Annotated in this window: 9 protein-coding genes; 2 read left to right on the forward strand and 7 right to left on the reverse strand. The window is 71.5% G+C overall.

The features are described from left to right. Positions 1–27: 27 nt before the first annotated feature. Positions 28–846, reverse strand: coding sequence for a TrmH family RNA methyltransferase (locus NDW01_RS36750; protein ID WP_252828970.1), 819 nt, complete (start codon positions 844–846; stop codon positions 28–30). Positions 847–974: 128 nt separating this feature from the next. On the opposite strand from NDW01_RS36750, the gene NDW01_RS36755 reads away from it, so the two are divergent. Then, entirely contained in the window at positions 975–2,024 is a 1,050-nt protein-coding gene (locus NDW01_RS36755) for an arabinan endo-1,5-alpha-L-arabinosidase (RefSeq protein ID WP_252828971.1), read from the forward strand. Between the two features lie 427 nt (positions 2,025–2,451). Here the strand turns inward: NDW01_RS36755 and NDW01_RS36760 are convergent, their stop codons facing one another. The 3 genes from NDW01_RS36760 to NDW01_RS36770 all read right to left on the reverse strand — a co-directional run bounded on the left by NDW01_RS36760 (position 2,452) and on the right by NDW01_RS36770 (position 6,979). Continuing rightward, positions 2,452–3,945 carry a molybdopterin-dependent oxidoreductase gene (locus NDW01_RS36760; RefSeq protein WP_252828974.1) on the reverse strand — a complete coding sequence of 498 codons (1,494 nt, stop codon included), beginning with the start codon at positions 3,943–3,945 and terminating at the stop codon, positions 2,452–2,454. 83 nt (positions 3,946–4,028) lie between these two features. Then, a complete protein-coding gene (tesB, locus tag NDW01_RS36765; protein ID WP_252828975.1) occupies positions 4,029–4,889 on the reverse strand; it encodes an acyl-CoA thioesterase II in 861 nt (286 codons plus the stop codon). A 20-nt stretch (positions 4,890–4,909) separates the two neighbouring features. Next, complete coding sequence (locus NDW01_RS36770; RefSeq protein ID WP_252828977.1) at positions 4,910–6,979, reverse strand: ATP-dependent DNA helicase UvrD2; 2,070 nt, start codon at positions 6,977–6,979, stop codon at positions 4,910–4,912. A gap of 143 nt (positions 6,980–7,122) precedes the next feature. Between NDW01_RS36770 and NDW01_RS36775 the strand changes: the two genes are divergently transcribed. Continuing rightward, positions 7,123–7,380, forward strand: a complete 258-nt coding sequence (locus NDW01_RS36775) for a mycoredoxin (RefSeq protein WP_252828979.1) — start codon at positions 7,123–7,125, stop codon at positions 7,378–7,380. Between the two features lie 79 nt (positions 7,381–7,459). Here the strand turns inward: NDW01_RS36775 and NDW01_RS36780 are convergent, their stop codons facing one another. From NDW01_RS36780 to NDW01_RS36790, 3 genes are all read right to left on the reverse strand, one after another. Beyond that, positions 7,460–8,488, reverse strand: coding sequence for a quinone oxidoreductase family protein (locus tag NDW01_RS36780; protein WP_252828982.1), 1,029 nt, complete (start codon positions 8,486–8,488; stop codon positions 7,460–7,462). A 76-nt stretch (positions 8,489–8,564) separates the two neighbouring features. Beyond that, complete coding sequence (locus NDW01_RS36785; RefSeq protein WP_252828983.1) at positions 8,565–9,836, reverse strand: ricin-type beta-trefoil lectin domain protein; 1,272 nt, start codon at positions 9,834–9,836, stop codon at positions 8,565–8,567. 29 nt (positions 9,837–9,865) lie between these two features. Beyond that, on the reverse strand, positions 9,866–11,749 hold the full coding sequence (locus NDW01_RS36790) for an RICIN domain-containing protein (protein ID WP_252828985.1): 1,884 nt from the start codon (positions 11,747–11,749) through the stop codon (positions 9,866–9,868). Between the last annotated feature and the right edge of the window lie 49 nt (positions 11,750–11,798).

Here is an 11,798-nt window from a genome sequence, read left to right on the forward strand (position 1 = left end):
GCCCGCAGGATCGGGGCAACGTATTTTCTACCTGCGACTTCTTATTTTTTCTCGTTCCGTCTTCGCGGCCACTCCGCGTTGCCGGGCGGCCTCGTAGAGGAAGACCGTCGCGGCGGACGCGGCGTTGAGCGAACTCGCCGCCCCGACGATCGGAATCCGCACGACCTCGTCACAGGCCGCCGTCCAGGCGCCGCTCATCCCGCGGGTCTCGTTGCCGATGACGAGCAGGACCGGGCCGCGCAGGTCGCTGTCGCCGACGTCCACGGTGCCGGTCTCGTCCGTCCCGACGACGCGCAGCCGGTTCTCCCGCGCCCAGTCGACGACCTGGCGGGGCGCCGGCACCCGGACGACCGGCAGGGCGAACAGCGACCCGGTGCTGGCCCGTACCGACTTGGGGTCGTACGGGTCGGCGGCGTGCCCGGTCACGATGACCCCGGAGGCCCCGAAGGCGTCGGCGGAGCGGACGACCGTGCCGATGTTGCCCGGCTCGGCGGCCCGGTCGAAGACGACGACGGGCCCGTCCGGCGTGATCCGCGCCAGGTCGTCCGGCGGCAGCGCGGCGACGGCCACCAGCTCGGCGTCCTCCTTGCCGGCCAGCTCGTCCAGCAGCTCCGGCGCCATCGCGACCCGCTCGGCCGCCGTCTCGTCCAGCACGCCCTGCGCCCAGGACGACAGCCGCCGCCCGTGCGCGTACAGCAGGGAACGGATCGGCCGGCCGTGCTCGACGGCGAGCGTGATCGGCCGCACCCCCTGAACGAGGAACTCCCCCGACCGCTGGCGTTTGGTCCGGTTGGTGAGCAGCGCCGCCCACTGCTGAAAGCGCGCGTTCCGCGTAGTGATCCGCATCAGTCGGCAACCGTACGCCACGGCGGCGCCGATCCCGCACCCCGCCTCGGGCGCGTCGATGAAAGGCGGTGAACAGCCGTTGACGGCGTCCCCACGGCGGCCTACCTTCCCCGGTTACCGACCTCCGAATGCCGTTCGACATGCCGAACGGCTCGCAGAAGGGGCTCGATCGCATGTTCCAGCGGAAGCGGGACGGAGCGGCCGTTCCGGCCGGCCGTCGATGGGCGGGTGCGCTGGTCGCGGCGGCTCTGACGACCGTGTGCCTCGCCGCGCCGGGCCGGCCCTCTCTCGCCGCGACCTACCCGAACCCCGGGAACGTCACCGGCGACACCGGGGTCCACGACCCGTCCATGGTCAAGCGGCCGAACGGCGGTTACCTCGTCGCCTACACCGGCGACGACATCGGCCTGAAGTACTCCCCGGATCGCACGGCCTTCCACAACACCGGTACGGCCTTCCCCGGCGGCGCCTCCTGGACCTACGGCTACACCAATGGCGCGCGCAGCCTGTGGGCGCCGGACCTGTCGTACCACAACGGCCAGTACTCCATGTACTACGCCGCCTCCACCTTCGGTTCGAACCACTCGGCGATCTTCCTGGCGACCAGTCCCAGCGGCGACCCCGGAACCTGGACCAACCGGGGCCTGGTCGTCTCCTCCCAGTCCTCGGACGACTACAACGCCATCGACCCGAACCTCACGGTCGACGCGCAGGGTCGCTGGTGGCTGGCGTTCGGGTCCTTCTGGTCGGGCATCAAGCTCATCGCGATCGACCCGTCCACCGGGCTGCGCTCCGGCACGACCATGGTCTCCATCGCCGGACGCGGCGGCGGCCCGATCGAGGCCCCGTTCATCTTCCGCCACGGCGCCTACTACTACCTGTACGTGTCGTTCGACTACTGCTGCCGCGGCGCGTCCAGCACCTACCGGATCATGGTGGGCCGCTCCACGAGCGTCACCGGCCCGTACTACGACCGCAGCGGCGTCGCGATGACCTCCGGCGGTGGCACGGAGATCCTCGCCGGCCACGGGAGCATTCACGGACCCGGCGGCGAAGGCGTGTTCACCGACACCGACCACGACATCCTCGACTACCACTACTACGCCGACGACGGCACTCCGCTCCTGGGCATCAACTGGCTGGGCTACGACTCCGCGGGCTGGCCCTACGTCTTCTGACCCCCCGGGCGCGGAGGAGGCGGCGGAGGGCTACGCCGAGCAGGCCGAGGGTGAGGACGATCCGGGCCGGGGAGGGCCGTCGTCCGCGACCGGGGGAACCGGACGTGCGGAACTCGCCGCGTCCGGCCCGGAACTGGGCCGTGGCCCACTCCGCCTCCGCTTCGAGCCTCTCGGGCCGTTCGCCCCGGATGCGCAGGGTCCGCAGGCGCAGGTCCTCGCGCAGGACCGCGGTGGGAACCCCTCCGACGGTCCCGCGCAGCGTGGAGTTGCGCAGCCATTCCTCCTCGGACACGCCGGGGCCGCGTCCGCCACGAAGGTTCCGCCGGAAGGCATCGATCCGTTCCTGTACGACACGCGCCAGGTCGGGATCCGAAGCGCTCCTTCCAGTGGACATCTCCCCGGCCTCCTCACCGGTCCGCCGCGCCGGTCAGATACCGGCCGCGTTGGCGTAGTACTGCTGGTCCTCACGCCAGCCGCCCTGGCCCAGGCCGAGGTGGTCATAGCCGCGCGTCAGCTCGATCGCCTTGATCCACTTGGTCATCTTGAAGCCGAGCTGGGTCTCGATGCGCAGCCGCAGCGGCGCGCCGTGTTCGACGGGCAGCGGGCCGCCGTTCATCTCGAAGACCAGCAGGGTCTCGGGCGTACGGGCCAGGGCGAGGGGGATGGTGCCGTAGAAGAAGCCCCAGCGGTCGCTCTCGCTGTCCGTGTCGCCCTTGTCGTCGAAGGCGTAAAGCACGAGGGTGTCCGCCTCCGTCGTGGGGCGGACACGGTCGAGGACCCTGCCGAGGGGTACCCCGCCCCACTGGGCGGTGGCCGTCCAGCCCTGGATGCAGTTGTGCTTGGTGATCTGTCTCTCCAGACCGAGCCGCCTCAGGTCGTCCAGGGAGACGAGGGCCGGGGTCTCGACCATGCCGCCGATCGGCAGCCGGAAGTCCCGGAAGCCGTTGCGGGCGAGCCGGTCGTACTCGGCGGAGGTGGGCGGGTAGCCGTTCACCCGGTGATAGGGCGAGATGTCCTTGGTGGAGTACTGCTGCCGTGACCGGAAGACGCGCGAGATCACGCGTTCGAATGGGTTGACCACCAGGCCCAGCAGCCGCTGGGTGGCGCGCCGGTGACGCAGCGAGAACCAGGTGACGATCACGTTGATGACGAGGATCACGAGGAGCCCGGCGGACCCGATCGCCAGCGCGAGCGTGTTCGAGGCGTCGTGGCTGCCCAGCACGATCGCGGCGAACTCCGAGGGGACGCCGTGGATGACCACCATGGCCACGTGGACGACGACGAAGCCTCCGAAGGCGCAGAGGCCGAGGAAGTGCAGGCTGCGCGCGCCCTGCTTGCCGCCGAACAGCCGTCCGTACCAGGGGAACCGGGCCAGGACCGAGGGTGACATGGCGGCGCCGGTGGCGATCTGGAAGGGGGCCAGGAGGAAGATGACGGCGAAGTAGGACAGTTTCTGCACCGCGTTGAACGGCTCGTTCGGGAGAAGCGGCGGGTAGTGCAGGCCGAAGTACGCGCCGACGGCCTTGACCGCCTCAGGAAAGATCGACCAACGGGTCGGCAGAAGGTAGCGCCAGTAGCCCGTCGCGAAGACCAGCGCGACGTAGACGGCTCCGGTCAGGATCCAGAACTGGATCGTCAGGAAGTGCCAGTGCCGGCCCATGCCGAGGTTCTTGCGGCCCGGCAGCGCGATGACCGGTGACCAGGAGACCATCTCGTCCTCCGACGACCACGGCTTGGCCGAGTCGGCGCTGTAGGTCTCCTTGGTGAACCGCAGCCATTCTCGCCCGGGCGTGCAGTGATCGTTCCGGTAGAGCTTCGGGAAGGCGGAGAGCACCTCGATGCCGCTGCGGGCCAGCAGGAGCAGGAACAGGACGTTCAGCGCATGAGTGATGATCATCCACAGCGGGAAGAACGGCGGCATCTTTCCCCCCTCCGCCTGTCATCCCCCCGTACCCCCCGGCCCAGGGCCGTACGCGTCCTCCTGCGAGAACGTCCCGCCGGGGCTCAGGAGCCGGTGACGCGGATGAGGCCCTCCTGGACGACCGAGACGACGAGCTCACCGTCCTGGGTGAAGACCTGGCCGCGGGCGAGGCCGCGGGCGCCGGAGGCGTTCGGGGTGTCCTGGGCGTACAGCAGCCACTCATCGGCGCGGAACGGGCGGTGGAACCACATCGCGTGGTCGAGGCTGGCGCCCATCGTCTTGCGGTCGCCCCAGGCGAGGCCGTGGTTGAGCAGGACGGTGTCCAGCAGCGTCATGTCCGAGGCGTACGTCATCAGGCAGACGTGCAGCAGCGGGTCGTCGGGCAGCTCCCCGGCCACGCGCAGCCAGACCAGCGACTCCGGGCCGACCAGCTCCGGATCGCGGGCGGCCTCCCAGGTCAGCGGTGTGACGTGCCGCAGGTCGATCGGCCGGTTGCGCATGAACTCGTTGTCCAGCTTGCCGAACAGCTTCTCCATCCGCTCCTGCCAGGTCGGCAGCTCCTCCGGCCCCGGCACCTCGGGCATCGGCGCCTGGTGCGACGGGCCGTCCTCGGCGATCTGGAACGACGCCGACAGGGTGAAGATGACCTTGCCGTGCTGGATGGCGGAGACCCGGCGCGTGGTGAACGACCGGCCGTCGCGGACCCGGTCGACGGTGTAGACGAGCGGCACGCTCGGGTCGCCGGGGCGGATGAAGTACGCGTGCAGCGAGTGCACCCGGCGGTCCTCGGGGACGGTACGCCCCGCGGCGACCAGCGCCTGACCGGCGACCTGCCCGCCGAACACCCGCTGCTGGCGCTCCTCCGGGCTGCGCCCGCGGAAGATGTCGGACTCGATCTGCTCCAGGTCGAGCAGCTCGAGCAGCTCCTTCAGCGCGGCGTTCATTCGCGTACTACTCCTCAGGCTTACGGTGTCTCGCCCCGGCACAGTGCGAGCACCGCCGAACCGTACCGCTCCAGCTTGACGGCGCCGACACCGGGGATCGCGGCCAGCTCCGCCTCCGAGGCGGGGGCGCGCTCGGCGATGGCCTGCAGGGTGGCGTCGGTGAAGATGACGTAGGCGGGGACCTTCTGCTCCTTGGACGCCGCCACGCGCCACTCCTTCATCCGGGCCAGCAGGTCCTCATCGTAGTCGGCCGGGCAGCTCTCGCAGCGGCCGAGCTTGCGCTCGATCGCGGCGGTCAGCGGCCGTCCGCAGACCCGGCACGGCTGCGGTCCGGTGGCGATGGCCCGGCGCTTGGACCGGTCGACGCGGGGCGGTCCCGAGCTCTGCGGGGCGAGGCCGTCGAGGAAGCGCGACCGGCGGCGGCCCTTGCGGCCGCCCGGGGACCGGGCGAGCGCCCAGGACAGGGCCAGGTGCTCGCGAGCCCGTGTCACGCCGACGTACAGCAGCCGGCGCTCCTCCTCGATCTGCTCCGGGCTCTTCTCCGCGTAGATGATCGGCAGCGTGCCCTCGACCAGGCCGGCGAGGAACACCGCGTCCCACTCCAGGCCCTTCGCGGTGTGCAGAGTGGCGAGCGTCACGCCCTCCAGGGCGGGGGCGTGCTGGGCGTTCGCGCGCTCCTCCAGTTCGGCGACGAAGTCCCGCAGGCCCGCGCCCGGCCGGTCGGCGGCGACGTCCTCGGCGAGCTGGGCCAGGGCGGCCAGGGACTCCCAGCGCTCCCGTGCGGCGCCGCGCCCCTCCGGCGGCCGGTCGGTGAGCCCGGCCGAGGCCAGGACGTCGCGCACGGCCCGTACGAGCGGCTCGCCGTCATCGGCGGACCGGGCGGCGCCGCGCAGGAGCACGACCGCCTGACGCACCTCCGCGCGCTCGAAGAACCGCTCCGCGCCCTTCAGGACGTACGGCACGCCCGCGTCGGCGAACGCCTGTTCGTACGGCTCCGACTGCGCGTTGATGCGGAACAGCACCGCGATCTCGCGGGCCGGCACGCCGTCCTCGATCAGCGCCCGCGCCCGCTTGGCGACGGCCTCGGCCTCCGCGACCTCGTCGTCGTACTCGTGGAAGGTCGGCTCGGGACCGGCGGGCCGCTGCGCGACGAGTTCGAGACGGTGGTTGCGCGCCTCGCCCCGTGCCTGCGCCAGTACGCCGTTGGCCAGGTGCACGACCTGCGGCGTCGACCGGTAGTCGCGGACCAGCTTGACGACCTTCGCGTCCGGGTGCTCGACCGTGAAGCGGAGGAGGTACGCGGGGCTGGCGCCGGTGAAGGAGTAGATCGTCTGGTTCGGATCCCCGACCACGCAGATCTCCTCGCGCCCGCCGAGCCAGGCGTCGAGCAGGAGCTTCTGCAGCGGGTTGACGTCCTGGAACTCGTCGACGACGAAGTAGCGGTACTGGTCGCGGACCTGGTTCGCGACCTCCTGATGCTCGGTGAGCATCGCGGCGGTCAGCTCCAGCATGCCCTCGAAGTCCAGCAGGTTCCGCTCGCGGCGGAGCTCCTCGTACGCCCCGTAGAGCCGGGCGAGGTCGGACGCGTCGGCGGGCGGGGTGCGCCCGGCCTTGGCGGCCGACGCCGGGTAGTCCTCCGGGCGGGTCTGGGTGACCTTGGCCCACTCGATCTCGGCCGCGGTGTCGCGCAGCTCCGTACGGCCGAGGGACAGGCGGCAGACCCGTGCCGCCTCCGCGACCAGACCCAACTTCGACTCGATGAGCGTCGGAGGCTCCCCGCCGATCACCCTCGGCCAGAAGTAGGCGAGCTGCTTGAGCGCCGCCGAGTGGAACGTGCGGGCCTGCACGCCCGGCGCGCCGAGCTGCCGCAGCCGCCCGCGCAGCTCACCGGCGGCCCGGGTGGTGAACGTCACGGCCAGCACCCGCTGCGGGGCGACGACGCCCGTCAGCACGGCGTACGCGATCCGGTGCGTGATCGCGCGGGTCTTGCCCGTGCCCGCGCCGGCCAGCACGCACACCGGCCCACGGGTCGCCTCGGCGACCGCACGCTGGTCCGGGTCGAGCCCGGCGAGGATCTGCTCGGCCTCCATCGCCCCTCCGTTCACTCCTCTCTCATCCTCCCAGGGCCGCTCGCCCGCCGCCGCCCAAGTGCCGGGGACCGGGGGAATGCCCGCCGATGATCGCGTGTTGGCACAGTCGACTTCGAGCGCCCCGCCCAAGACGAAGGAGAGCCATGACCGCGCCCGCGACGGGTGAGCTGACCATGTACACCACGAGCTGGTGCGGCTTCTGCCGCCGGCTCAAGACCCAACTGGCCCGCGAGGGCATCCACATGGTCGAGGTGGACATCGAGCGCGACCCTGCGGCCGCCGAGTTCGTCGAGAGCGTCAACGGCGGCAACCAGACCGTACCCACCGTCGTGTTCCCCGATGGTACGGCCGTCACCAACCCGTCCGCGAAGGAGGTCAAGGCGCGCCTCGCCGCGCTCTGACCCGGGCGTTCCCCGCGCCGCCGGCCCGACGGTTCCCCGTCAGGACCGGCGGCGCCCGCCGTTCCGGGTGGGGCGGCTGTCAGCGGGTGGAGGACAGGCCGGTGATGACGACCTTTCCGACGGGGCGGTCCTCGACCAGGTGGCGCAGCGCCTCCCCCACCGCCTCCAGCGGGTAGATCGAGTCGATCACCGGGCTGATCCGGCCCGCCGTCAGCAGGTCGGTGATCTCGGCCCAGGCCGCCCTCGACTCGGCGGCCGACGCCGCGTGCAGCGAGAAGCCGCGGAGAGTCGTGCGGCGTTCGATGACCTCGTGCAGTGGCAGGCAGGTGCTGCGGCCGCCCGAGCAGCCGACCAGGATGAGGCGGCCGCCCACCGCCATGGCCGCCGCGATCTGCGCGGTCACCGCCCCGCCGACGCCGTCGACGGCCAGGTCGACGCCGGCCGGGAAGCCGTCGCCGAGCGTGTCCGGCAGCCGGTCGCGTTCGAGGTCGATGACCTCGATGTCCCGGGCCCAGGGCGCGGCCCGGATGGCCTCCGCCTTCGCCGTGGTCCCCACGCCGCCCGCGACGGCGGCCGCGCCGAGGGCGCGTGCCAGCTGGACGGTCGCGTTGCCCACGCTCCCGCCGATGCCCGGGGCGAACACGCACTCGCCGGGCCGGAAGGCGCCCAGGCGCAGGGCGAGCAGGCCGGTGAGGTAGGCGATCGGGACGGCCGCCGCGACCTCGTCGGACACGCTGACCGGGATCTCGGCGAGGTTCCGGGCGGGGATGACGGCGAACTCGGCCATCGTCCCGTCGGCGGTGGAGCCGCCGGGGCCGGCGAAGAACATCACCCGCGTGCCGGCCCGCCAGTACGCGGCGGGATCGGCGACGACCAGGCCGGCGCCCTCACCGCCCAGCGTGAGCGGCAGCAGCCCCGCCCGCGACGGGCCGCTCGTCGCCACGGCGTGATCGAGTGGTGTCACGCCCGCGGCCGTGATCTGCACGAGGACCTCGCCCGGAGCGGGGACCGGGACCTCGACCTGCTCGATCCGCACATCCGTCGTGTGCGCGGTGATCGGATAAGCGCGCGCCGCCTTCACGTTGTCGTCCCCCCGGGAATCCCCCATACCCGGATCGGGAGGACGGCACGCCCGTGCCGGTGCCCGGCGCGCAACCGTGGGCACCGGCACGGGAGACCGTGGGTCAGCTCGGCAGCGTCCACCTCTGGTTGTCGCTGCCGGCGCAGTCCCAGATCTGCAGCCGGGTGCCGTTGGCCGAGCTCGGGCCGGTGGCGTCGAGGCAGCGCCCGGAGTTCGGGTTGACCAGGGATCCGTTCGCGCCCTGCTGCCACTGCTGCGCGCCGGTGCCGTTGCAGTCGTACAACTGCACCTGCGTGCCGTTGGCCGTGCCGGCCGCGGTCACGTCCATGCACTTGCCGAGCGCCCGCAGCGTCCCGTCCGAGCCGACGGTCCACTGCTGCGCCGCCGTGCCGTTGCAGTCGTACAGCTGGACGGCCGTGCCGTTCGCGCTGTTGGCCCCGGCCACGTCCACGCACTTGCCGCCGTAGCCGGTGATCTGGCCCGTACGGCCGCCGGAGGAGCCGGAGGTCGTGACGTGCACGTAGTCGACGACGAGCTGCGCCGGGAAGGGCGTGCTGCCGTCGGGGTCACCGGGCCAGTACCCGCCGACCGCGAGGTTGAGGATGATGTAGAAGGGGTGGTCGAAGACCCAGCGGTTGCCGTTCAGGTCGGCCGGGGTGCGGGTCTCGTAGACGTGCCCGTCGACGGACCACTGGATCGAGTTCGGCGCCCAGTCCACGGCGAAGGTGTGGAAGTCGTCGTAGAAGTTCGCCCCGCCCGGCAGGGTGTAGCCCGCGCCGATGCCGGCCGAGCCGGAGTAGCCCGGTCCGTGGATGGTGCCGTGGACGGTGCCGGGTTCAAAGCCGACGTTCTCCATGATGTCGATCTCGCCGCTGTTCGGCCAGCCGACGCTGCCGATGTCGTTGCCGAGCATCCAGAAGGCCGGCCACATGCCCTGACCGCGCGGGATCTTCATCCGGGTCTCGAAGTGGCCGTACGCCTGGGTGAAGGTCTGCGCCGTGGACAGGCGGGCCGAGGTGTACTGGCAGGTCCCGTACCAGCAGGTGTAGTTGCCCGGGTTGTCCTTGCGGGCGGTGATCACCAGGTGGCCCTGGCCGTCGAGCGCGGCGTTGTGCGTGCCGCTGGTGTAGTACTCGCGCTCGTGGTTGTTGACGTTGTCGCCGGTCTCCGGGTGCCACTTGCTCGCGTCGACGGCCGCGCCGGCGGGCCCGTCGAAGTCGTCGGTGAAGGTGGCCGTGGCGGCCGCCGCGGCGGGGAGCATCGTGGCGTGGGTGCCGTTGCCGGCGACCACGGTGGCGGCGCCGCCGAGACCGGCGAGCGCGAGGGCCGCCAGGAACAGCCGGCCCGTCCTACGTCGGCGGGGTGACGTGGACATTCTTCTCCTCTCGGGTTGGGGAATCAGAGTCAGCTGGGAAGGGTCCACTGCTGGTTGGCGGCGCCGGTGCAGTCCCAGATCTGCAGCCGGGTGCCGTTGGCCGAGCTCGGGCCCGTGGCGTCGAGGCAGCGGCCCGAGGCCGGGTTGACGAGGGACGACCCCGATCCACGGGTCCACTGCTGGGCGCCGGTGCCGTTGCAGTCGTACAGCTGGACCTGCGTGCCGTTCGCGGTGCCGGCGGAGGTGAGGTCCATGCACTTACCAAGGGCGCGGATCGTGCCGTCCGAGCCGACGGTCCACTGCTGCGCGGCGGTGCCGTTGCAGTCGTACAGCTGGACGGCCGTGCCGTTGGCGCTGTTCGCCCCGGCGACGTCGACGCACTTGCCGCCGTAGCCGGAGATCTGGCCGGTGGCGCCGCCGCCGCTCTGGGCGCCGTTCCAGGTGAAGGTCGCGGTGGTGTGGGCGGGCAGCGAGTAGACGAACGACTGGCCGCCCCAGACGACCTTCACGGACTGGGCGCTGCCGCTGTCGTTGTAGGCGATGAGCGCCTTGGAACCGTCCGGGTTGCGCCAGGCGACGTTCGGCACGGCGGTGTTCGCGGTGGAGGCGATGCGGTACGCGCCGGGCCGTACGAACTTGGTGAGGTGGCCCAGGTCGTAGTACTCGATCGTGTAGTCGACCTGGCCGCTGCGGGAGTCGCCGTTGTGCACGGTGATCAGGCCGGTGCAGGTGCCGCAGCCGCCGTTGTGCGGGCCCATGTTCTGGTCCACGGCGAGGGACCACTTGACGACGCTCTTCCCCCAGTTGCGGGTGTAGTCGACGATGTTGTGCATGTCCTCCTTCTGCTGGTCGCCGATCCACGTGCCGCCGGAGTGCTCGGTGTCGTAGGCGTCCACGGCGGGGTACTCGTCGTGGACGGTGCTCTGCTCGGTCACGTCGCCGCCGTAGCCGTGCCAGGCGATCCCGCCGAAGAGCGAGTCGTTCCGGATGGTGGCGTCGTCGACGGTGGGGGCGCCGTAGCCGTCGTAGGTGTCCCAGTTCCAGTCGAGGGCGAGCACCTTGGTGGTGAGGCCCGCCGCGTGCAGCGCGGGCAGCAGGTTCGTCTTGGTGAAGTAGTCCAGGCCGGAGCCGTTCCAGCTCATCGACGGGTAGCCGTTGCAGCAGGTGGGCTCGTTCTGCGCGGTGACGAGGTCGACGTGCACGCCCTGGGCCTCGTACGCCTGGAGGTACTTCACGAAGTACTGGGCGTACGCGCCGTAGTACTGGGCCTGCAGCCAGCCGGGATTGTCGAAGTCGCCGTTGTCCTTCATCCAGGCGGGCGCGCTCCACGGGGTGCCCATGACCGTGAGCGCCGGGTTGAGCTGCCTGGCCTGCTTGGTGAGCGGCACGACGTCGGCCAGGTCGTGCGCGATGGAGAAGTGCGTGAGGCCCGGGTCGGTCTGCCCGGCGGGCATGTCGTCGTAGGAGTAGCTGTAGCGGGCCAAGTCGGACGCGCCCATGGGGTTGCGCAGGAAGCTCAGCCCGATGCCGGCGGAGGGGTCGAACAGCTTCTGCATGACCTGCGTACGGGTGGTGGAGCTGAGCGCGCCGCTGCTGTTCAGCAGCCACGCGGCGGTGTCGGTGAACGACGCGCCGGCGCCGGTGAACCTCTGGTACCTCGTGTTCTCGTCGACGGTGATGGTCTGGGCTGCGCTGCCGCCGCTGCCGAAGCTGATCGGCGTCTGCTGCTGCAGGCCGCGGGTGACGTGACGGCCTCCGGAGTCGTCCGTGGTGGTCAGCCAGATGTTCACGGACTCCCCGGCGGCGCGGGCGGGGGCGGGGCCGACCAGGAGGGCGGCGGCGAGGGTGATGAGCGCGCAGAGGGCTGTCGTGAGGGACCGTGGCGGGCGCGCGGGGTCGACGCGGTGGAGCACGGTGCTCTCCTTCGGTCCGGAGCGGAGTACGGCTGCCTCCCCCGAAGGC

It is taken from the genome of Actinoallomurus soli (genome assembly GCF_024055715.1).
Lineage (GTDB): Bacteria > Actinomycetota > Actinomycetes > Streptosporangiales > Streptosporangiaceae > Actinoallomurus > Actinoallomurus soli.

Excerpts from the sequence above, each read along its gene's own strand:
- NDW01_RS36750 (WP_252828970.1), bottom strand. The coding sequence starts at position 846 with ATGCGGATCACTACGCGGAACGCGCGCTTTCAGCAGTGGGCGGCGCTG.
- NDW01_RS36755 (WP_252828971.1), top strand. The coding sequence starts at position 975 with ATGCCGTTCGACATGCCGAACGGCTCGCAGAAGGGGCTCGATCGCATG.
- NDW01_RS36760 (WP_252828974.1), bottom strand. The coding sequence starts at position 3,945 with ATGCCGCCGTTCTTCCCGCTGTGGATGATCATCACTCATGCGCTGAAC.
- tesB (WP_252828975.1), bottom strand. The coding sequence starts at position 4,889 with ATGAACGCCGCGCTGAAGGAGCTGCTCGAGCTGCTCGACCTGGAGCAG.
- NDW01_RS36770 (WP_252828977.1), bottom strand. The coding sequence starts at position 6,979 with ATGGAGGCCGAGCAGATCCTCGCCGGGCTCGACCCGGACCAGCGTGCG.
- NDW01_RS36775 (WP_252828979.1), top strand. The coding sequence starts at position 7,123 with ATGACCGCGCCCGCGACGGGTGAGCTGACCATGTACACCACGAGCTGG.
- NDW01_RS36780 (WP_252828982.1), bottom strand. The coding sequence starts at position 8,488 with ATGGGGGATTCCCGGGGGGACGACAACGTGAAGGCGGCGCGCGCTTAT.
- NDW01_RS36785 (WP_252828983.1), bottom strand. The coding sequence starts at position 9,836 with ATGTCCACGTCACCCCGCCGACGTAGGACGGGCCGGCTGTTCCTGGCG.